Annotated in this window: 17 protein-coding genes; 7 read left to right on the top strand and 10 right to left on the bottom strand. The window is 62.4% G+C overall.

Going from position 1 to position 20,614, the window contains the following annotated elements:
• Positions 1 to 40: 40 nt before the first annotated feature.
• The gene (locus FO013_RS03990) at positions 41 to 466 is read left to right on the top strand and encodes a DUF4307 domain-containing protein (RefSeq protein ID WP_260847983.1); all 426 of its coding nucleotides are present in this window, start codon (positions 41 to 43) and stop codon (positions 464 to 466) included.
• A 213-nt stretch (positions 467 to 679) separates the two neighbouring features.
• Positions 680 to 1,174: a transcription elongation factor GreA gene (gene greA, locus FO013_RS03985; RefSeq protein WP_143921263.1), complete on the top strand. Its 495-nt coding sequence runs from the start codon at positions 680 to 682 to the stop codon at positions 1,172 to 1,174.
• Between the two features lie 129 nt (positions 1,175 to 1,303).
• On the opposite strand, the gene FO013_RS03980 is transcribed toward greA, so the two are convergent.
• On the bottom strand, positions 1,304 to 2,662 hold the full coding sequence (locus tag FO013_RS03980; protein WP_143921262.1) for an AI-2E family transporter: 1,359 nt from the start codon (positions 2,660 to 2,662) through the stop codon (positions 1,304 to 1,306).
• Positions 2,663 to 2,727: 65 nt separating this feature from the next.
• On the opposite strand from FO013_RS03980, the gene FO013_RS03975 reads away from it, so the two are divergent.
• The 3 genes from FO013_RS03975 (at position 2,728) to FO013_RS03965 (ending at position 6,275) form a co-directional block, all read left to right on the top strand.
• On the top strand, positions 2,728 to 3,678 hold the full coding sequence (locus FO013_RS03975) for an SGNH/GDSL hydrolase family protein (RefSeq protein WP_260847982.1): 951 nt from the start codon (positions 2,728 to 2,730) through the stop codon (positions 3,676 to 3,678).
• Positions 3,675 to 4,343 carry a Maf family protein gene (locus FO013_RS03970; protein WP_143921261.1) on the top strand — a complete coding sequence of 223 codons (669 nt, stop codon included), beginning with the start codon at positions 3,675 to 3,677 and terminating at the stop codon, positions 4,341 to 4,343. Before FO013_RS03975 ends, FO013_RS03970 begins: the two co-directional genes overlap by 4 nt.
• Before the next feature lie 123 nt (positions 4,344 to 4,466).
• A complete protein-coding gene (locus tag FO013_RS03965) occupies positions 4,467 to 6,275 on the top strand; it encodes an acetyl/propionyl/methylcrotonyl-CoA carboxylase subunit alpha (RefSeq protein ID WP_143921260.1) in 1,809 nt (602 codons plus the stop codon).
• A 7-nt stretch (positions 6,276 to 6,282) separates the two neighbouring features.
• On the opposite strand, the gene FO013_RS03960 is transcribed toward FO013_RS03965, so the two are convergent.
• The 4 genes from FO013_RS03960 to FO013_RS03945 all read right to left on the bottom strand — a co-directional run bounded on the left by FO013_RS03960 (position 6,283) and on the right by FO013_RS03945 (position 10,134).
• Complete coding sequence (locus FO013_RS03960) at positions 6,283 to 7,572, bottom strand: RNA polymerase sigma factor (RefSeq protein WP_143921259.1); 1,290 nt, start codon at positions 7,570 to 7,572, stop codon at positions 6,283 to 6,285.
• On the bottom strand, positions 7,572 to 7,913 hold the full coding sequence (locus tag FO013_RS03955) for a YciI family protein (protein ID WP_143921258.1): 342 nt from the start codon (positions 7,911 to 7,913) through the stop codon (positions 7,572 to 7,574). Before FO013_RS03955 ends, FO013_RS03960 begins: the two co-directional genes overlap by 1 nt.
• A 118-nt stretch (positions 7,914 to 8,031) precedes the next feature.
• A complete protein-coding gene (locus FO013_RS03950) occupies positions 8,032 to 9,450 on the bottom strand; it encodes an NAD(P)H-quinone dehydrogenase (protein WP_143921257.1) in 1,419 nt (472 codons plus the stop codon).
• A gap of 129 nt (positions 9,451 to 9,579) precedes the next feature.
• On the bottom strand, positions 9,580 to 10,134 hold the full coding sequence (locus FO013_RS03945) for a gamma carbonic anhydrase family protein (protein WP_143921256.1): 555 nt from the start codon (positions 10,132 to 10,134) through the stop codon (positions 9,580 to 9,582).
• A gap of 358 nt (positions 10,135 to 10,492) precedes the next feature.
• On the opposite strand from FO013_RS03945, the gene FO013_RS03940 reads away from it, so the two are divergent.
• Positions 10,493 to 10,741 (top strand): WhiB family transcriptional regulator, encoded by a 249-nt coding sequence (locus tag FO013_RS03940; protein WP_009884680.1) that lies wholly within the window; start codon positions 10,493 to 10,495, stop codon positions 10,739 to 10,741.
• Positions 10,742 to 10,971: 230 nt separating this feature from the next.
• Here FO013_RS03940 and FO013_RS03935 read toward each other — a convergent pair whose 3' ends face one another.
• Both FO013_RS03935 and FO013_RS03930 read right to left on the bottom strand, forming a co-directional pair.
• Entirely contained in the window at positions 10,972 to 12,486 is a 1,515-nt protein-coding gene (locus FO013_RS03935) for a sensor histidine kinase (RefSeq protein ID WP_143921461.1), read from the bottom strand.
• Between the two features lie 140 nt (positions 12,487 to 12,626).
• Positions 12,627 to 17,516, bottom strand: coding sequence for an NAD-glutamate dehydrogenase (locus FO013_RS03930; protein ID WP_143921255.1), 4,890 nt, complete (start codon positions 17,514 to 17,516; stop codon positions 12,627 to 12,629).
• A 139-nt stretch (positions 17,517 to 17,655) separates the two neighbouring features.
• Here FO013_RS03930 and FO013_RS03925 point away from each other — a divergent pair, with 139 nt between their 5' ends.
• The gene (locus tag FO013_RS03925; protein WP_143921254.1) at positions 17,656 to 18,120 is read left to right on the top strand and encodes a DUF2505 domain-containing protein; all 465 of its coding nucleotides are present in this window, start codon (positions 17,656 to 17,658) and stop codon (positions 18,118 to 18,120) included.
• Positions 18,121 to 18,154: 34 nt separating this feature from the next.
• On the opposite strand, the gene FO013_RS03920 is transcribed toward FO013_RS03925, so the two are convergent.
• Genes FO013_RS03920 through FO013_RS03910 form a run of 3 tightly spaced genes read right to left on the bottom strand, consistent with a single transcriptional unit; the run spans position 18,155 to position 20,538 of the window.
• Complete coding sequence (locus tag FO013_RS03920) at positions 18,155 to 18,661, bottom strand: DUF6912 family protein (protein ID WP_143921253.1); 507 nt, start codon at positions 18,659 to 18,661, stop codon at positions 18,155 to 18,157.
• Positions 18,662 to 18,670: 9 nt separating this feature from the next.
• Positions 18,671 to 19,891 (bottom strand): CpaE/TadZ family protein, encoded by a 1,221-nt coding sequence (locus FO013_RS03915; RefSeq protein WP_143921252.1) that lies wholly within the window; start codon positions 19,889 to 19,891, stop codon positions 18,671 to 18,673.
• Complete coding sequence (locus FO013_RS03910; RefSeq protein WP_143921251.1) at positions 19,888 to 20,538, bottom strand: flagella basal body P-ring formation protein FlgA; 651 nt, start codon at positions 20,536 to 20,538, stop codon at positions 19,888 to 19,890. The genes FO013_RS03915 and FO013_RS03910 overlap by 4 nt, the downstream gene beginning before the upstream one ends.
• Positions 20,539 to 20,614: the final 76 nt, after the last annotated feature.

The following is a 20,614-nucleotide window of genomic DNA, read 5'->3' as shown; positions in this document are numbered from 1 at the left end:
ACTCTAGATTAGTGCGCAATGTTCGTAGATGAGGAATTCAATGACTGAGGTAACAGTGGACAAGCCACTGCATGATGATCGATACGGCCGTGTCCGCGAGCCCAAACGGCATCTCGGAAAAACAGCCAAGATCATCGCCGTCGTCATCGTCTCTGCCCTGATCATCGCGATTGCGTTTGTGGCATTTCGTCCACAGACCAGTCCCACGACCCCCAAGACACTCGACTATTCAGTTGTCGACTCTTCGTTAACACAGGTCACAGTGGCAATATTTCCTGATCAGGATCGGGATGTTCACTGCATCGTGCAGGCGACGAACGATAATGAGGCCATTGTCGGCTTCACCGAGATCACGCTCCCGGCCGATCCCGCCGCCGACCCCAACTCGCCCAGACAGATGGACGTCGATCTGGCCACGACACAATTCGCGTCGTCCGGGCACGCCGACGCCTGCTGGTTCGAATAGCAACTTCTGCACGCTTCCTGTGGAGCACGATGCGCCTCGCATCCGACACGAACACACCGCCCACAACATCTGTAAGCGCGCGTGACGGAGATCATCGTTTTCGCGAGCAGATGCGTTAGACTGTAGTTTCATTCAACATCCGGGCGTACCCAACGCCCGGTTTTTCGTTGCCTGACGCGCCTGTCAGTGCACCGAACCGAAGAAGGAGAAGTCATGACCGAGGATGTCACCCAGGAAGAAACATGGTTGACTCAGGAAGCCTTCGACCGCCTGTCGCAGGAACTTGAACACCTCTCCGGACCGGGACGTGCAGAGATTGCTGAGAAGATCGAAGCCGCCCGCGACGAGGGTGACTTGAAGGAGAACGGCGGCTACCACGCGGCGCGCGAGGAGCAGGGCAAACAGGAGGCTCGCATTCGCCAGCTCGAGCTGCTCCTGCAGTCCGCGAAGGTCGGATCCAGCGACAGCGATGGAAAAACCGTCTCCCCCGGTTCCGTCGTCACCGCGAAGGTGGCCGGAAACGAGATGCGGTTCCTGCTGGGCAGCCGTGAGATCGCCGGCGATTCGGATATCGACGTGTTTTCGGAGAAGTCCCCACTGGGCGCCGCGGTGCTCGGTGTCGCCGTCGGAGGAAAGACCAGCTACGAAGCTCCCAACGGCAAGGAGATCAAGGTCGAGGTCACGGGCATCGAGCCTTTCTCCGGCTGATCGATGGACCCGAACGGGTTCAGCCACCAAGCAGAATGAAGCAGTGGGCGGGTGATCATCACCCGCCCACTGCTTCATTCATTGTGCTGCTGCTTCATTCATTGTGCTGATCCACCGGCTCGGCCCCACTCAGTCGGTCCGAGTGTCGCCCTTCGTCGCGTCACCTTCAGATGACTCGACCGCAGCCTCGTGGACAGCGGCATCGAGCTTTTCCTTTGCTCGCTCGAGAACGGCCGCTGCCTCATCCCCTTCACGATCGGAGGCACTGGTCGGATTCTTGGCACGGACGATGTAGGTCACCACCGTATTGAGGACGGCGACCAGAGGAACAGCGAACAGTGCGCCGACGATGCCGAACAGGAAGCCACCACCGGTCACCGCGAGGATGACTGCCAAGGGGTGGACGGACACGGCCTTGCCCATGAGGAAGGGCTGCAGGACCTGGCTCTCGATCTGCTGCACGGCGAGGACTACGCCCAGCATGATCAGGGCACTGACAGGACCGCTTGAGACCAGGGCCACCAACACAGCCACGACGCCCGAGGCGATCGCACCGACAACGGGGACGAACGAGGCCAGGAACACGAGCACCGTCATCGGAATGACCAGGGGGATCCCGAGGAAGGCCGCACCGATGCCGATGCCGATGGCGTCGACACCGGCCACGAGGACCTGGACACGCACATACTGGACGAGGGTGGTCCAGCCACGCTCCGACGCTCCGGTGGCGACTGGCTGAGCCGGCAGCGGCAGCAGACGCATGGCCCAGCGGAAGATCTTCTCTCCGTCATAGAGGAAGAAGAAGGTCGCGAACAGGCACACCGCGGCACCGGTGAGGAAGGTGCCGACCGATGACGTCGCCTGCAATGCTCCGCCGAGAAGCTGGGAACTGTTGTTCTGGAAGAAGTTCGTGGCCGCATCGAGTGAATCGTTGATATAACGGGTGACCGTCGACGCGTCCAGACCGAAGGGCCTGCTGGCCAACCAGTCGCTGATGCCGGCGATTCCTGTGATCACCTGATCGACGAGGTCTGGCATACCCGAGTAGATCTGCTGTCCGACCAGGGTGAAGAGTCCCGAGACGACGACGATGAACCCGAGGAAGGCGATGAGAGCGGCGGCGACGCGGGGCAGCCCCTTCTTCACCATCCAGTTGGTGAACGGTGCGAGGAGGGCCGTGAGCAGGAGGGCGATGAGCACGGGCAGAACGACGCTCGAGATCTTCGCCAGCAGCCAGAATGCGACTCCGATGGCAATGAGCACGACAAGTGAACGCCAGGACCACGCGGCAGCGAGCTTGAGACCCGGTGCCACATAGGGGACGGCTTCGGCTTCGATGCGGCTGTGCGCGATCTCCTCAGCGCTGACGTCCTGAACACGCGAAGGCTGCTCGGCAGGTTTGGAACGGCCGTCGCTGCGGCCCCTACGGAACGCTTCCCAGGCCCCACGGAACCGATTCGGGGATTGCTTCTTCTCATTGTCAGACATAACTCAACAATAGTTGTTGGGAAGCTCGGACAAGTGCAATGATGACGGTTAAAGGAGGGAATTTCGTGGGAAAACGCATGCTGTACACCTTGGCCACCATGACGGGGACCGTTGTAGGTGTCGGCGCGTCGGCCGTTGGTCTCCTCCGCCACCAGGCAGGCGCGCTTCGCAAAGCGTTCGACGACGACGCCCAGCGGGCGTATTCCACCTTCGCCGAGGCGGTCGCTCCCCCACGCAACTACGACGACGAGGATTCCGCCGCGCTGGCGATCATCGGCGACTCATGGCTCTGCGGAATCGATGTCGACGACCCGACGATGGCTCCGCCTAACCTCATCGCCCGGGGGCTTGGCCGCATCCTGGGCACAACCGTGCGCGTCCAATCAACCGCGCGCCCCTCAGCTCTGTCCGAAGACCTGCCGCGGCAAGTCGATGAGATTCTGCGCTCCGCCTGGCTCTCGCGCCAGCTCTCTGACTCCTGGACCGACCAGCGTCGATTCGCGATCATCTCCATCGGTACCGGCGACATCATCCACCCGATTCACGGCACCATCGGCATTCCCGTGCTCAATCAGGCGATCAATCGACTCCAGAGAGAGGGCAGGTATACCGTCTTCGTCTTGGTCTGCCCCAACCTCGGCGGCCTTCCGGGCCTGCGGGACCCACTTAAAACGTCCTTGCGAAGGACTTCCCGAGTGCTCGCCGGCTCGCAGTGGCTGGCGGCCCTGGCTGCCCGCGCCACTCCGCTGCGAGCCACCGGTTCGCTGAGTGGGACCACACGCAGATCACTGCTCAACGAGTCAGGGCGGTTCCCCAGCACTTTGGGCTATGCCCAGTTGTCCTCGACCGTTCTCGCAGCAATCGCCGATCGCATCGAAGCCCCCATCGAGGTCGACCGCAGCCTCGACATCCCGGAGAAGGGCGAGGGCGCACGCAGGCCGGTCCCCGCAGCGCTGGCGGAGACGGAACCTGAGACAGACGCCGATCCTGTCCCCGAAGCTGAGGCAGCCTTGTGATCCCTGTCGTCCTGGCTTCACAGTCCCCTTCCCGCCGAGAGATCCTCACCGCTTCGGGAATCGATCCGATCATCATCGTCTCCAAGGTCGACGAGTCCGCCATAGAGTCACGTTTCGCGGGCTCTGTCGCGGATCTCACCACGGCCCTGTCCGAGGCGAAGGCGCGTGCCGTCATCGACCGTGTGCTCGCCTCCCCTCCCGCGCAGCTGGCCGCAGCGGATACCGCAGTGATCATTGCCGGGGACTCGCTGCTCGAACATGAAGGCAAAGCGATCGGCAAGCCCGGAACAGCCGAACGCACACGTGAGGTGTGGGCGGACATAGCAGGGGCGTGGACCGAGCTGCACTCGGGACACACGCTCGCCGTGCTCAGACGTGCAAACTCGTCGACGGTGAATTTCGAGCTCGTCGACATCCGCTCGAAGCGATCGACGACATCGGTGCTCATCGGCGAGCCCACTCCTGAGGAGCTCGAGGCGTACATCGCGACCGAGGAGCCCTTCCACGTAGCCGGTGCACTGACCATCGACGGGTACGGAGGAGCGTTCGTCCAACGCCTTGCAGGCGACCATCTCACCGTCCTCGGCCTCAGCCTCCCTGTGATCCGTGATCTTGTCCGCGACTCGGGCCTGTTCTGGCCTGATCTGTGGTCACCACGCGAGTAGAATCGCTGAGGGCAGACGGACACGCCCGAAGCCTTTGAAGTTTTCGGCCGAAGTTTTTATCCCTGACCTACAAACACTTGGCGTCGATCTCTAAATTGTTCTGTGATCATACAAAGGAGCGCCATGACCACAGTTCTCCCCGAACAGTCGACTGCACCATTGCACACCCGCGTCCCCACAGCTGCTGTGCGCCGCGTCCTCATCGCCAATCGCGGTGAGATCGCACTGCGCATCATTCGTGCGGCCCACGACCTCGGTGTCAAAGCCATCGCCGTCTACACCCGCGCGGATTCAGACGCGGATTTCGTGCATCTGGCCGACGACGCATGGCTCCTCGACGGAGCCGGTCCCGGGGAGACCTACCTCGACATGGACAAGATCCTCGCCCTGGCCAAACGCTCCGGAGCCGATGCGATCCATCCCGGCTACGGATATCTGGCCGAGAACGCCCTGTTCGCTCAGGCCGTGATCGATGCCGGTCTGACTTGGATCGGTCCTCCCCCGTCGGCGATCGAGCTCCTGGGTGACAAGTCCGGTGCTCGGGAGGTCGCTGAGGCTGTCTCAGCTCCGGTCGCTCCCGGCTCCGACGGAGCCGTCGCAGATCTGACAGAGGCCGCCGAGGTGGCCCACAGGATCGGCTATCCGATCGTCATCAAGGCCGTGCACGGAGGCGGCGGACGCGGATTTCGCGCGTGCGCCGCAGCCGAGGACCTCGAGACTGCCTACACCGCTGCCACCCGTGAAGCACTCAGCGCCTTCGGACGCGGCGAATGCCTCATTGAGAAGCAGATCGTGCGCCCGCGCCACATCGAGACCCAGTGTCTGGCCGATGCCCACGGCAACGTGCAGGTCCTCTCCACCCGCGATTGCACCCTGCAACGCCGAAATCAGAAGATCGTCGAGGAGGCCCCAGCGCCGTTCCTCACCCCCGATCAGGAGCGACTCGTCACCGAGGCCTCCAGCCGCGTTCTCGCCCATGTCGGCTATGTCGGGGCGGCCACCTGCGAATACCTCCTGGGCACCGACGGCACGATCATCTTCATGGAGGCCAACGCGCGGATCCAGGTCGAGCACACGGTGACAGAAGAGGTCACAGGCGTCGACCTCGTCGCCTGGCAGCTGCGCATCGCCTCGGGAGAACACCTTCCGGAGGCGTTCCCGCAGGTTCGCGGTCACTCGATTCAGTTCCGTATCAATGCCGAGGACCCTACGACGTATTTCCCCGCCACGGGTACGGTGAAGAACTACCGGACTCCGGCCGGGCCGGGCGTACGCCTTGACTCGGGCATCGGCGAAGGCAGCGTCGTCGGCACGGACTTCGATCCGATGCTGGCCAAGCTCATCATCACCGGAGCCGACAGGAACCAGGCTCTGGCGCGCGCTCGACGGGCCTTGGATGAGTACCGCATCGAGGGCGTAACGACCCTGCTTCCCCTCCATCGCGTACTCCTCGCGGAGAAGGCCTTTGCCCAGGACTTCGACGTCTGGACCAATTGGCTCGAAACTACTTTCGTCAATCCACTTGCCGACCCTCAACCAGGAGATCAGATGAGCACAGCAGCCGATAGTTTCAGTGTTGTGGTCGAAGTCGATGGCCGCCGGATGACCGTCTCGGTACCCAAGGACGTCATCTCCGACCTCGGGCATGTCCCGAGCCCGAGTGTGCCGCGCCGCAAACGCAGCCTCAGCCGCAAGGGCGCTTCGTTGGCCGACGACTCGAACTCGCTCAACGCACCCATGCAGGGCACGATCGTGTCAGTCTCCGTAGCAGCCGGTGACACTGTCGAAGCCGGTGACACCCTGGCCGTGATCGAGGCGATGAAGATGGAGCAGCCGCTCAAGGCCGGTCATTCCGGCACCGTCTCCGAGGTGCTCGTCGATTCCGGTGTCTCGGTGAGGTCAGGCGAACCGATCATCCGATTCGCAGCCTGAAGCAATCTCAGGAGAGCAGATCCCTGATCTGATTCTCAATGTAGTCGGACTCGGCATCATTCCCCGGGCAGTCCAGCGCTTTCCTGAATGCCGCTTCTGCAAGCTCCGGCATCCCCAGCTCACCGAATGTCAGGGCCCGTGCGATGTGGAAGGGGCGATACCCTTCCAACCCTGGTTCCGCGGCCAGCTCCTCGAGCGCCGTGAGCCCGTCCTCGGGGCCCTTCGCCTTTCCCTTGGCCACGGCCCGATTGAGCTCCACGACGGGCCCAGGCTCGAGTCTTGCGAGAAGTCCGTAGAGGACGAGGATCTGCGCCCAGTCGGTTTCCGAATAGGTGGCGGCCTCAGCGTGCAGGGCCGCAATCGCGGCCTGGACTGTGTACGAGCCGGCCTCTGGTTCACTCGCGGCGGTGAGCGCCAGCCCCAGCCCTTCGGCGATGAGCTTCGAATCCCACAGCCTGCGATCCTGCTCGGCCAAGGGCACTGGCGCCCCGGCGGAGTCAGTTCGTGCCGGGGCTCGCGCACCCGTGATCAGCAGCAGCGACAGCAGACCTCTGGCCTCGGTCACCTGCGGCAACGCCGTCACGAGCAGCCGCGCCAATGCTATTGCCTCCCGCTGCAGATCGATTCGGCTGTGGTCGACACCTGTCGTGGGTGTGAACCCCTGGGTGAAGATGAGATAGACAACCCGCAGGACCCCGGGAAGGCGCTCGTGCAGCTGCTCCACAGTGGGTGCGCCGAAAGGAATTCCCGTCGTGGTGATCCGTTTCTTGGCTCTGACGATACGCTGCTGCATGGTCGTCGTATCCACGAGGAAGACTGCCGCCACCTCGGCGGTGCTCAGACCGGCCAGGAAGCGCAGGATGAGGGCGATCTTCTCCCGTTCCTTCAGCGTCGGGTGCGAGCAGGTGAAGAACAGGCCAAGTCGCTCATCGGGAATGCTCACCGAGCTCAGCTCTTCGCCGAGGCGGACCGCGTGGTCGACATGATCACCGGTGTCGGCTTCGGATTCGATCCGAAGTCTGGCGAGTCGACGCGCCTTCACCACATCGGAGCGGATGATGTCGAGTGCCCGATTTTTCGCAGCAGTCATCAGCCATGCCTGCGGATTCTGCGGCACACCACGTTGAGTCCAGGTCTCCAAGGCCCGCACCATGGCCTCTTGGAGGACATCCTCGGCGAGGTCGAGATCATGGAATTTCGCTGCCAGAGCTGCAAGCAGTCGCCCACGATCCTCAACATCGATTGTATGAAGAATCGCGGCGACTGCCGGCCGCTCGGCCCTGTCTGCAGAGACCATCAGTAATCGGCGAGAGGCCGTATCTCGATGTGGCCAAGAGCCGAACCCGGGCTCTTCTCCGCCCACGCGATCGCCTCGTCGATATTCGCGACCTCGATGATATAGCTACCGCCGACAAATTCGCTGCTTTCTGCGAACGGTCCCGAGGTAACGACAGTTTCAGCGGCCGCCCTCCTGACGCGCACACCGGTCTCAGGACCTTCGAGGGCGAATCCTCCGACGACGATGCCCGCCTCGTTGATCTCCTCATCGAAGGCCATGAACTCACTGGGATCGGGTCCCTCGTCTGCACCGCATTCGGCATCGGCAACATTTCCCATGAGCAGAAGTGCGTACTTCATATCTCTCTCCTTATGACAGTTGTGCGCCAGCATCTGCTGAGCACGTCAAGCGAAGGTGCCTGACACCATACTGACGGGTGACTGGTCCCGATATCGACAGTTCGGAGAGAGAAAACTTCTACAGGTGGCGGTGCAGCTGCCGTGATGCCTCTGTCAGGGATCCGCTCACCGACGGATAGACGACGAATGAAGCGGAGAGCTGATCGACTGTCAGGCGATTCTCCACAGCCATGGTGATCGGCAGGATGAGCTCACTGGCACGAGGACCGACGACGACTCCGCCCAGTATCGAGCCAGAGCCTCGGCGGGCGAAGAGCTTGACGAATCCGTCCTTGATGCCAAGCATCTTGGCGCGAGGATTCGTGTCCAGGGGCAACATCACCGTATCGATGTCGGTCGAATTCTCCCGGTAGTCGGATTGGGTGAAGCCGACGGTCGCAATCTCTGGGGCGGTGAACACGTTGGATGCCACGTGGCGAATCTTCAGCGGCTGCACGGCATCGCCTAGCGCATGGAACATCGCAATCCGCCCCTGCATGGCCGCCACTGAGGCCAGGGGTAGCACACCGGTGCAGTCACCTGCTGCGTAAACGCCGGAGCGAGAGGTGCGCGAAACGCCGTCGACCTTGATATGACCGGACTCGGCGACCCTGACCTTCGCGGCGCTCAAGCCAAGGCCTTCGGTGTTCGGGATGGAACCGACGGCCATCAGGCAGTGTGACCCTTCGACACGGCGGCCGTCCGACAGAGTCACCTCGACGCCCTTCTCGGTCCGCTTCACTGAGTCGGCGCGCGACCGAGAGAGGACATTCATGCCCTTATTGCGGAACACGAACTCAAGCACATCGGCAGCATCCTCGTCCTGACCAGGCAGGACCTTCTCACGGGAGGAGACCAGCGTGACCTTCGTTCCCAGCGCACGGTAGGCAGACGCGAATTCCGCACCGGTGACACCTGAGCCGACGACGATGAGGTGTTCGGGGATCTCATCGAGGTCATAGAGCTGTGTCCAGGAGAGGATTCGCTCTCCGTCTGGCTTCGCCGAGTCGAGTTCACGAGGATGAGAGCCCACGGACAGGAGGATCGTCGAAGCCTCGAGCGTGTATTCTGTACCGCCCTCTTCGACGACGTTGACATGATCGCGGTCAGCCAGGGTCGCAGATCCCTGGATCACCTTGACACCCGCTCGAACCAGGGCTTCGTAGATGTCATTGGCCTGGGCGTCAGCCAGGGACAGGATGCGTTTGTTGACGGCCTTGAGGTCCGCGACGACCGTATCGCCGTCATCGCCCTCGCTGTCGTAGATGCGGATGCCCAAGCTCTCAGAGCGGCCGATCTCCTCCATCATCTCGGCCGTGGCAATGAGTGATTTCGACGGAACGACATCGGTGAGCACAGCGGCCCCACCGCAGCGGTTGCGCTCGACCAGCATCACGTCCGCACCCAATTGGGCGGCAACCAGTGCGGCTTCGTATCCGCCCGGGCCACCACCGATGATGACAACTCGATCTCCAGTGGATTCAAATTCAGTGTTCACAGAGCAATTCTCTCAAATAGCGGACGACAGAGCGAATGGACGCCTCGGTTCTGACAACCCTCAACGAACAGGGTCTCAAGCACCACTCGAAGAGTGTGAGACTCAAGACCTCGCATAGCCCGAGGTGGCTCAGAGTCCGTCGATGACTTCGGCAGTATCTCGGTGCAGTGCTGACAGACGCAGGTATGACTGAGCGTTCTGGCGGACCTTCTCAATGCCGTCGTCCGTCATCTCCCTACGCACCTTGGCCGGGACTCCTGCTACCAGTGACCTGGGTGGGATCTCGGTGCCTTCCAGGACGATCGCGCCTGCGGCGACAAGCGATTCGGAGCCCACATGCGCGTCGTTGAGGACGGTGGCGTGCATGCCGATGAGGACGTCGTCATCGACCACTGCCCCATGGACAAGAGCCTGATGGCCGATGGAGACCCGTGCACCGATGACGACTGGCTTGCCCTCATCTGTGTGCATGACCGTGTTGTCCTGCACATTCGAGTCCTCGCCGATGGTGATCGGGGCGGCTTCAGCTCGGAGCACGCAGCCGTAGAAGACGCTCGCGCCCTTCTTCACCCTCACGTCCCCGACCAGGGTGGCACCGGCTGCGATGAACGCACCGGGATCGACTTGAGGGGTGTGCCCGCCGACAGAGATGATGCGTGCCTGGGAAAGGTTGTCCATTGTCATGAGTCCTCCATTGGTTCACGTTGAGTTCAGATTCTCGTGTTCGACTGAGTCAGCGGTGATTGGAGCCCCCGCCAAGGTGACCAGTCGTTTCATCGCCAGTCTAGCCGTGAACGTCGCACACCTCGGAGGAAGGTCGCATCATGATGTCATCGCGCCTGCCGCCTCGAGAGAGACGCATAGTGGACGAATTTGCGTCGAGGGCCCCATAGCAGGACAATGAACAAAATATTTGTCAGAAATTTCACACTGCATTACCCTTGTGTGCCCAAAACGGTTATGTGAACCTTGGGTAAGAGAGTTGCGCGCCTGGAATTTGGGTGTCGTAAACCGCGTTCACCTAATTCGTCGAAAGGTCACCATGGATTGGCGACATCGTGCAGCATGCCTCAATGAGGATCCGGAACTGTTCTTCCCGATCGGAAACACCGGTCCCGCCCTGCTTCAGATCGAAGAGGCTAAGACTGTATGCCGCCGCTGTGAAGTAGTCGAGACCTGCCTGCAATGGGCTCTGGAATCCGGTCAGGATGCCGGTGTCTGGGGCGGTCTCAGCGAAGATGAGCGTCGTGCGCTCAAACGTCGCGCCGCACGTGCCCGCCGCGCTGGCTGAGTCCTTCAGCAGCTGGAGACAGGCGGTCGCAGATATTCGCCAATTGAGTCCCTTGCTCGGAATACGAGATCTTCGCATTCTGAGCAAGGGACTCAATCGTGTCCGCACCCGACCCACAGCCAGTGCACTCCGCACCGTTAGTGCCGAATCACCCCTTTGCCAAGGGGTGATTCGTTGGTCGCAGGGTGTTTTGTTGTTAAGCCGCTGATTTCGGCCGAGTCCTGCCGGTTTCAGTCGTAGGAATCGGGGCGCAGGGGCACATCGAGAATCGCCACGGTCCCGCCGCCCTCGCGTTCCTGCCATTGGATCGAACCCGCCAGGTCGGCAGAGACCAGGGTCTTCACGATCTGTGTGCCCAGCCCGTTGCCGGGACTGTGGTCCTCCCCCAGTCCCACACCGTCGTCGGCGATCGTGACATGCAGGTGATCGCCCTCACGTTCCGGAGTCACCCACACATGTCCGGTGAGTGTCTCGCCCGGAGCGAGGTTCTCCTGCTCAGCGACCGGGAACCCGTGCTCGATCGCATTGGTGATGAGCTCAGTGATCGCCAGGGCCAATGAGGTGGCGTCCGCTGAAGAGATGGTGCCGAAGCTGCCGCAGCGCTTGAGGCTGATCTGGACCAGTGGACTCGTCAGCTCGGGAGTCAGGCGCAGCCCCTTGTCGACGACCTCGTCGAAGTCCACCTCCGATTCGACTCCCTGGCTGAGCACGTCATGGACGACGGCGATGATCGAGACTCGGCGCATCGCCTCCGTCAGAGCACCCTTCGCCTCGGGGCTGTCGATCCGACGAGTCTGCAGACGCAGCAGTGCCGAAACGGTCTGCAGGTTGTTCTTGACCCGATGGTGCATCTCTTTGATCATCGCATCGCGTGAGAGCAGTTCTCGCTTGCGTCGTCTGATCTCCGAGACATCCCGAGCCAGGACGATCGCGCCGGTGCGAGTGCCGGCATCGGTCAGTGGGATCGCCCGCAGCGACACACTCGTCCGACCGACCTCGAGCTCGGTCCGCCAGGGGGCGCGACCCGTGAGCACGAGCGGAAGCGTCTCATCGACCTGACGCAGCTCCGTGCTCAGACTCGAGACCACCTCAGCGAGGTAGTCCCCTTCGATCTCACCGCGGTGGCCCAAGCGGTGCATGAGTGAGACCGCATTCGGGGAGGCGTATTGGACGTGGGAGTCACGATCGAGGATGAAGATGCCGTCTCCGACGCGCGGTTCGCCGTGTCGTGCACCGCTGGGAGCATCACGGTCGGGAAAAGCACCCTGCGCGATCATGGTCAGCAACGACATCGCGGACTGTGTGTAGAACTTCTCCAGACGTGACGAACCGCGACGACGGATCTCCTCGGAGTACCGGACCATGATGGCGATCGTCGCTCCGTCGCGGACGAGGGGCACCGCCTCGGCGGATACTTCCGTGTCATCGGTGCCGGCGTTGACGCCCAGCGATTTTGCCTGCGCCACCTTCGTCACGAGCTCATGTGAGCTCGCTGCCGTGTCCAGGAGCTCCCGTTCGAGTCCGGTGGCTCGGGCTCCGATGAGGTCGCGATTGAACAGGGTCGCACCGGTGGTCGGACGCGAATGCGCTACCACTGTATGGGCACCACTGGCCGAGGGCACCCACAGGACGAGGTCGGCAAAGGACAGGTCGGAGATGAGCTGCCAGTCCCCCACCAACAGGTGGATGTACTCGACATCAGTTTCGTCGGTGATGCCTTCGGCGGCCAGGAGTTCGTTGAGCACTGTGTTCTTCTTCCGGGTGGGCAACGGCACAGGCCGATGATGGCGGCACAGACGCCGACAGACCCGCAGGCTCCAAGCCCGCAAAGTCTGTCGACGTCAGCGATCATCTGACGCTATCACTGATCTGTTGGGGTCACTGCTCAGACGGCCTGCTCCGATTCCCATGCCGAGGAGCGGACAACACCGCGCATCATGCGCAGCAGCACCGACAGCGGGGCTTGGGTAACGGTCTCGAGTCCGAGGATCGTCTCGGTCGTATCCAGCACCCGTGCGGCCACGGTCTCATTGCGTTCGAGCCACTCGGTCAGACGCTGACCGGCTCGCTCATGTGGAGTCCCGGAGATCGGCGAGTCCGTCGCGACGAGGACCGTGCCGGCCACCGACAGGATCGATGAGTAGAAGTCATCGCGCAGCGAGCCCCGTGCCAGGGCCGACCACCGGTCGCTGCGGTCGAGATCGCCGATGAGAGTGAGCACCTGCGAACCGGAGAACTTGTCGTTGACGGCATAGTAGAGTTCAGCGACGTCCTCTGCGGATTCACCCGCACGGGCAGACAGCTGGGCAATGTCGAGAAGCACGAACTCGTCGAGCAGGGCTGCGGCGCGCCATGCGAGTTCGCTCGGCACACCTTCATCGATGTAGCCCTGTGCCGTTGCCCTCATGCTCTCGGCGTCGAAGCCGTCGACGAGATCGGGCACGCGGGCTCGCAGAGCTGCGACGACATTGCCGTAGCGCTCGATGCCGGAATCGACGTCGAGGGTGTCCGGTGCCTGCTGCACCAACCAGCGCGAAGACCGATCGAGCAGACGCACATAGGCGTGCTGCAGTTGGACCTGGACCTCGGTCGATACCTTGTTGTCGAGTGCGCACACCGCTTCGAAGAAGTCATCGAGTCCGAAGATCTCGGAGACGACGACGAAGACACGGGCGATCTGCGGCACCGAGGCGGGGGTCTCTTCCAGCATCCGGTAGACGTAGGTGAGTCCGCCGCGGTCGATCATCCGGTTGACGAGCTTGGCTGTCGCGATCTCTCGGTGCAGGGGGTGTTCCGGGATGAGCTCTCCGTATTTCTCGACAAGGGAGTCGGGGAAGTAGGAGGTCAGTTCCCGCTTCATCCACTCCTCATCGGGAACCACGCTGTCCAGGATCTCATCGGCGGCATGCATCTTGGCGTAGGCGAGGAGAACCGCCAGTTCCGGGGAGACATAGGCGCTGAACTCACGCTTGGTCAGTTCCTGCGCATCGGGCAGGAACTCGACCTGACGATCGAGGTCGGCGTTCTTCTCCAGGTAGCTCAGCATCCGACCATAGGTGCCCGACATGGACTCCGTCTGAGCTCGAGCCTCACCGAGGACGACGTTCTGTGCGTAGTTGTTGGCCAGCACCCGGTCGGCGACGTCGTCGGTGAAGGACAGCAGCACATGTTCGCGATCCTCTGCTGCGAAGGCGTCCTTGTGGAGCAGGGTGCGCAGGAGCAGCTTGATGTTGACCTCATGGTCGGAGCTGTCCACGCCTGCCGAGTTGTCGACGGCATCGGTGTTGATCGCCACGCCGTTCAGTGCCGCTTCGACACGGCCCAGCTGGGTCACACCGAGGTTGCCGCCTTCTCCGACGACCTGGCTGCGCACGTCACGGCCATCGATGCGGATGGAGTCGTTGGCCTTGTCCCCGACATCCGCATGACTCTCGTCTGAGGACTTGATGTAGGTGCCGATGCCGCCGTTGTAGACGAGATCGACGGGGGCTTTGAGGATCTGTGACATCAGCTCGGCGGGGCTGCGCTTACCGGGCTCGAGCCCCAGTACGGCCGCAGCTTCGGAGCTGAGGTCGATGGACTTCGCCGATCGGGGGAAGACTCCGCCTCCGGTGGAGATGAGCTCCCGGTCGTAGTCCTGCCAGCTTGAGCGCGGCAGGTCGAAGAGACGCTTGCGTTCCACGAAGCTGCGTGCCGCGTCCGGATTCGGGTCGAGGAAGATGTCCCTGTGGTCGAAGGCCGCGACGAGGCGGATGTGTTCGCTGCGGAGCATACCGTTGCCGAAGACGTCACCGCTCATATCTCCGATGCCCACGACTGTGAAGTCATCGGCGGCGGTGTTGACCCCGAGTTCACGGAAGTGTCGTTCCACGGACTTCCAAGCACCGCGAGAGGTGATGGCCATCTTCTTGTGGTCGTAGCCGACGGATCCGCCGGAGGCGAAGGCGTCGCCGAGCCAGAAGTCGCGGCGTTCGGCGATCGCGTTGGCCACATCCGAGAAGCGAGCGGTGCCCTTATCGGCAGCGACGACCAGATAGTAGTCATCTCCATCGTGTCGGACGACGCGCTCGGGATGGACGACCTCCTGGGCGCCGGTCGCGCCGTAGACCAGGTTGTCAGCGACTTCGAGGAGGCTTCCGATGAAGACCTCGTAGGCGGCCTGGCCGGCGGCCATCCACGCGTCCCGGTCAGTCATCGGAGGCAGCTGCTTGGGGAAGAATCCTCCCTTGGCGCCGGTCGGCACGATGAGTGCGTTCTTGACCATCTGTGCCTTGACCAGACCGAGGACCTCTGTGCGGAAGTCGTCACGACGATCAGACCACCGCAGACCGCCACGGGCCACTGTGCCGAAGCGCAGGTGCACTCCTTCGACCTGAGGCGAGTAGACCCACATCTCGAGTGCTGGTTTGGGCTTGGGCACGAAGCTGAGTTCGTTGGCGCGGATCTTGAGCACGAGCGCCGTCGGCAGCTCACCGGTCTCGTCGAGGAAGTAGTTCGTCCTCACTGTGGCGCGCAGCAGTTCGAGAGAAGACCGCAGGACACGGTCCGCGTCGAGACTGGCGACATCGCTGAGTGCCGATTCGACCGACTCGTTGAGTTCGACCATCCTGTCTTCGCGTCCGGCTCCGTCAGCGGAGGGATCGAACTTCGCGAAGAAGTAGTCGACCAGGAGTCGTGAGATCTCCGGGTTGTCACTGTAGACCTCGCCGACGTAGGCGTCGGAATAGGTGAAGCCGGCTTGGCGCAGGTATTTGCCCAGTGCGCGGATGATCGTCACGTGTTTCCAGTGCATTCCACAGACGACGAGGCGATCGAAGACTCCGGCTTCCTTCTTGCCCTCCCAACCGGCGATGAACGCATCGGAGATCCGTTCGCAGTCACCGTCATCAAGTGTTTTGGGGAAGGTGAGTCCGAAGTCATAGATGTAGCGGTGTGACCCGTCGACGAGGTCCAGCTCATGCGGGCGTTCGTCGAGTACGGTCGCTCCGAAGGCGGTGAGGAACGGCAGCACTTCCGACAACCCGACGCGTTCGTTGCGGTAGAGGGCCAGGCGCACTGTGGCATCGCCGGATTCCTCGGGACTGTAGAGGCGCACAGCGGGACCGTCACCGGCCTCCAGCGCTTCGAACCGGGCGACGTCGGCGATGGCGTCGGTCGGAGAATGGTGTTCTTCGTAGCTGGGTGGGAAGGCCTTCGACCACCGGTTTGCGCGTGCAACGGAGCTGTCGCTGTCACCTCGCTCTGTGGGGGCGAGGAAAGCATGGACGTCTTCGGACCAGGAGCGCACTGCGCCGACGATCCGCTTCTCCACGGTCTCTGGTTCGATCTGCGGCAGTTCCACGTCACGGGCGACACGGGCCACGAAGTGAATGCGGGCCAGTGCGGATTCGGTCAACAGCACATCGAAGTCGACGCTCTCAGCGCGGTAGAACTTCCGCAGCACCTCTTGGACTCGCATGCGCGCCGCCGTGTCGTAGAGGTCGCGGGGCAGGTAGAGGATGACGGAGACGAACCGCTGGTAGGGGTCACGGCGGACGAAGACCCGTGATTGGCGACGTTCCTGCATGTCGACGATCTGCATGACGACATCGAAGATCGTCGTAGTCTCGTCGTGCAGGAGGTCATCGCGCGGGTAGGTCTCGAGGACGCCCAGGAGTTCGTTCGCCGAATGCGATCCTGCGGGGAATCCGCTGGCGGAGAGGATCTTGCGCACCTTGCGGTTGATGACCGGGATGTTGAGAACGCTGTCGTTGTAGAACTCGGGCTTGAAGACGCCGACGAAGCGGCGCTCTCCGACGATCTCACCGGCCGAGTCGAAGGTTTTGACCCCGATGTAGTCCATGAATGACGCACGGATCACGCGTGAACGTGAGTTAGCCTTCGTCAGCACCAGCACATGCGGTTCATTGGCCTTATCGGCCACGGCCCGACTCAGCGGCGACTTCACCAGCGGCCGCAGAGTGGAGATGCCTAAGGACGTGTGCTCAATCGGTTCGAGACTGCTCTGGCTCTCATCATGAGAGTAGTCGTATTCGCGGTATCCGAGGAAGGTGAAGTGGCCGTCAAGCCAGTTGAGCAGCTCGGCGGCTGCCTCGGCTTCGGAGGCGAGCTCTGAACGTGGCGGCTGCGCCCGCAGTTCCTTCGCAATGTCCTTGGCCCGGATCGCCATGGCGCTGGCGTCGTTGGCCGCGGCTGAAACGTAGTCGAGGACGTTGCGCAGCTGGTCTTCGAGCCCTGCGAGATCCTCTTCGGGAAGTCGATCGATCTCGAGGCGGATCCAGGACTGCTGCTGCGGGAGGAGGGATCCGCTCGCCTCGGCGGGTTCGGATACGAGAGGGATGCCAGCGGTATCGGCAGAGACCGCTGGGGCTTCGGCCCGAGACAGCACGGACAGGTCCGAGCCCTGTCCCTCGACGGCGATGATGGGGTGGTGGACCTGACGGATGGCACGACCGCTGGTGGCCAGATCGCTGACGATCGAGGACACGAGGTGGGGCATGTCGGTCAGGACCATGGCGATGACAGTGTGGTTATCACGGAACTCGGGAGAGTCGACATCCGGGTTGTAGATGGAGATCACCGGTGATCTGCCGTCGTATTCAAGTCCTAGAGCGTAGTGTGAGGCGGCCGCTGCGGCCAGCGCCTCTGTTCCCGCTTCGGAAGTGCCAGGTTCGAAACGCGGATAATACGCTTCGATGAAGTTCTCCGGGGCACCTTGTCCCCTCTGCTTCCTCCACTCTTCTGCAATGTCCGAATATGAGACCTGAGACACCATGTCACCTCTATGATCAGCGCGCAAAATTTACAGCGGTTCGACGTCGAACCGCCACCACCCACACTATGCTCAAATGCGGAGAAAGGCACGCCGACAGCCATACCGCGCCACGACGCTGAACTCCTGGCAAACTGGAGCCATGCGAACTCTGACACTCAACCATGATTACTCGGAGGCTCTGTTGGATTTTCTCCTCCAACTTGCCGATGTCTCGACCTGGCAGTCACTGGGATCTGAGGCACATGCCGAGCGGATCGACCCCGACACCGAGGTGACGGTGAAGACGCCGATGCCCAAGAGTGAAATGCCTTCCACCTTGGCTTCTCGCCTTCCGGCGGATGCCGAACTCGTCGAGGTCTATATGATTCCCGGCGATGTCATCGGCGACAACGCAGAGATCCGAATGACCGCCCATGCAGCCGGAGTTCCCGTTGAGATCGATGCGCTCATCGCGCTGGTTCGCAATGGTTCGGGAACCTCGCTGTCGGTGCGCGCCGAGATCAGTTCCTCGATTCCCCTCTTCGGGTCGATGATCGAACAGGCCGTCGTGCCCATTCTTGAGAAGCGACTTGCCGACCGTCTGGCCAAGCTCGAACACTTCTGAGACGCTGGCTTGATCAGCCCGGGCTGATCCGGACTCAGCCGCGTTCGCGCAGCAGCTCGGGAAGCTCGGTCGCGTCGTACCAGAGAAGATCGGAGTCGCCGAGGTGGTCCTCCGCTGCTTCGTGTCCCCTGTCGGCGGCGATGTCGGCAGCTTCTTCCCAGATCTCGACCTCGTCGAGGTGGATGCTGGCGACTGATGTCATGTCCACCTCGGGAAGGGTAAACAACTCGAAACCTTCGGCCAAACCTTCGCCAGAGCTCGAATCGGGTGCGTCGTAGGCGATGACGGCTCGCGGTGAAACAGCGCCCGACCCGCGTTCGGATCCCGGATCCGGTGCAGATTCTCGGGCGCCTGCACCAGCGGCTTCGAAGGACTGAGTGGCGGCAAGTGCGGCTGCGATGCACAGGGCGTCGAATTCTCGTGCTTCGAGTTCATCCCCGCCCAATTCTCGACCCTGGGAATCGGGGGCGACCGCGTGCACGGAGCCGAGCCCTCGGCGAATTGCTGTCAATGTGGTCGGGATATAGCAGCGAATGGACATGCTCCAATCCTAAAGGGACTTCGCCGCTCGCCCCGCACCCGACTTCCGTGGGCGCTTCCGGGCCGGCAGCAGCTCAGTCACCGCGGCGGCGATCTCCTGGCTGAGCACAGATTTCGGATTCTCCTCGTGGAGGGTGTGCCCGGACAGCATCGCGGCGTCGGCTGTTGCCCGGTCGTCGCTGAAGATGAAATCGGGGTCTCGGCGAACGAACCTGGCGAGCACTTCCCTGATCCGCACCTCGGCCGGATGGCCTACAGCCCCTGAGCGCACCTTCGTGATGCCGATGCGCATCTTGGACCCCAGCGACTCCACCCTTTCGGTACCCAGCAGTTTGACGAGCCGCTGCAGACCTATCGGATCGCCTGCGGCCAGGACGAGCACGGTGTCCGCGACCTCCAGCGCGGCGCGTGTCGCGCAGTGCCGGTCGTAGAACGGATCGGCGAAGTCATCGTCGGGATCCACCCGGTCGGCGACGTCGACGACAACAAGATCGAACATCTTGGCCAGGCGGGACAGCACCGCTGTCAGGACCGATGCGCGAACTTCTGGCCACCTATCTGGCCTGGTCAGTCCGGTGACAGCATGGAAGTCATCGCGCACGGCAGCATGCGGAACGGCAGAGATGTCCAAAGGCGGGGTCTTCTCCATCTCGAGTCGGCACAGGTTGGCCAGATGCGCCGATTCTTCGGTCAGCCCCAGAGTCGTGGCCACCATCGCAGCCACGGTATCGGCGTCGACGACGACACTGCGGTGACCTTGCCTGGCACCATGATCGCCGAGGTTGACCGCCGTCAGCGTCCGACCGGGAGACGAACCTGTTCCCCATACTGTGACGATGTGTCCCTGCCCTTTCAGCGATCCGGGCGGAGCGAGTGGGCGGGGCGGGATGACGGTGGAATCGCGGGTATCATCGATCGCCTGCGCCACAGTCTCAGCATCCGCGGAGGACGGAACGCTGCTGACGATGCCGAGGGACTCCAGTGCCGCAGTGTCGTTTCCGAATCCCAGCACCGCGGTTCCTGCTGCGTGGATTGCAGAGATGACCTGCGCATCCAATCCCGGGAAGTACTGACCGACGATGACGACGTCGGCGCTGCCTGTCCTGCACAGCGCGAGAAGTTCTACGTCATCTGCTGGTCGAGCGACGATGGTGACGTCGTCGACCTCGCTGAGGAGTTCGAACAGGATCAGATCGAACTCGAAGTCCACGGCCAGGAGCACCTGTGTCATGACTGACCGCTCTCTGCCCTGACTTCGGCGGGGGCGCCGACGACCGAGAGGACGCTGTTGCCGTCGAGTGCGCCGAGGACATCGGCGAGCTCCGCACTGGCGACGAAGACTTCGATCCTGGCACCATCTCCGACGCCGAAGCTGCCAACCTCGCGGGTGATGTTCGAGACCGGAGCCGAGGTCACGATCTGCTGCGGGTCAACGCCTTCATCATCGAGTCCCTGAGATGACGGTTGGGCCCAGACGTCGACCAGGCTGCCGGTGTCGACGACTGTGGGGACGGACCCGGCGACATCGATCGCCACGATCCTGCCCTCGAGCTCGGCGATGGGGGCCAGGGCTGAGGCTGGCAGAAGCTCACCGGCGGCGATCACGGCCCGCACACTCGAATGGTCCGGGAACCCGGCATCCGCGGAGAGGTACTTGTCTCCGATATCGGCCAGATTCACCTCAGCGACAGTCAGGTCATCAGCGCTGACCACCTGACCTGGGACAAGAGGTACCGCACTGGCCCACACTCGGGTGGTGGCGTTCGCCGCGCTGATGAGCAGATAGGTCGCGACGATGGCCACGACAACTAGGACTGCCCCGACCAGCAGCCTGGCATCGGTCCACTTCGGCCGACGAATTCGTTTCGAGAGCTCCATTGCATCTCCACCTTCGGAAAATTTCCCATGACAGGAACTGTTTCTGAGTGATAGTATTGAACATCAAATGAGGTCA

Origin of the sequence: Brevibacterium aurantiacum (assembly GCF_007558825.1) — a bacterium.
Lineage (GTDB): Bacteria > Actinomycetota > Actinomycetes > Actinomycetales > Brevibacteriaceae > Brevibacterium > Brevibacterium aurantiacum_A.
The sequence above is the reverse complement of the archived record's forward strand: the minus strand, read 5'-3'. Positions and strand labels throughout refer to the sequence as shown.

What these genes read in the sequence shown, in the direction of transcription:
- FO013_RS03990 (WP_260847983.1), top strand. Translation starts at nt 41, where the DNA reads ATGACTGAGGTAACAGTGGACAAGCCACTGCATGATGATCGATACGGC.
- greA (WP_143921263.1), top strand. Translation starts at nt 680, where the DNA reads ATGACCGAGGATGTCACCCAGGAAGAAACATGGTTGACTCAGGAAGCC.
- FO013_RS03980 (WP_143921262.1), bottom strand. Translation starts at nt 2,662, where the DNA reads ATGTCTGACAATGAGAAGAAGCAATCCCCGAATCGGTTCCGTGGGGCC.
- FO013_RS03965 (WP_143921260.1), top strand. Translation starts at nt 4,467, where the DNA reads ATGACCACAGTTCTCCCCGAACAGTCGACTGCACCATTGCACACCCGC.
- FO013_RS03960 (WP_143921259.1), bottom strand. Translation starts at nt 7,572, where the DNA reads ATGGTCTCTGCAGACAGGGCCGAGCGGCCGGCAGTCGCCGCGATTCTT.
- FO013_RS03955 (WP_143921258.1), bottom strand. Translation starts at nt 7,913, where the DNA reads ATGAAGTACGCACTTCTGCTCATGGGAAATGTTGCCGATGCCGAATGC.
- FO013_RS03945 (WP_143921256.1), bottom strand. Translation starts at nt 10,134, where the DNA reads ATGACAATGGACAACCTTTCCCAGGCACGCATCATCTCTGTCGGCGGG.
- FO013_RS03940 (WP_009884680.1), top strand. Translation starts at nt 10,493, where the DNA reads ATGGATTGGCGACATCGTGCAGCATGCCTCAATGAGGATCCGGAACTG.
- FO013_RS03930 (WP_143921255.1), bottom strand. Translation starts at nt 17,516, where the DNA reads ATGGTGTCTCAGGTCTCATATTCGGACATTGCAGAAGAGTGGAGGAAG.
- FO013_RS03925 (WP_143921254.1), top strand. Translation starts at nt 17,656, where the DNA reads ATGCGAACTCTGACACTCAACCATGATTACTCGGAGGCTCTGTTGGAT.
- FO013_RS03920 (WP_143921253.1), bottom strand. Translation starts at nt 18,661, where the DNA reads ATGTCCATTCGCTGCTATATCCCGACCACATTGACAGCAATTCGCCGA.
- FO013_RS03915 (WP_143921252.1), bottom strand. Translation starts at nt 19,891, where the DNA reads ATGACACAGGTGCTCCTGGCCGTGGACTTCGAGTTCGATCTGATCCTG.
- FO013_RS03910 (WP_143921251.1), bottom strand. Translation starts at nt 20,538, where the DNA reads ATGGAGCTCTCGAAACGAATTCGTCGGCCGAAGTGGACCGATGCCAGG.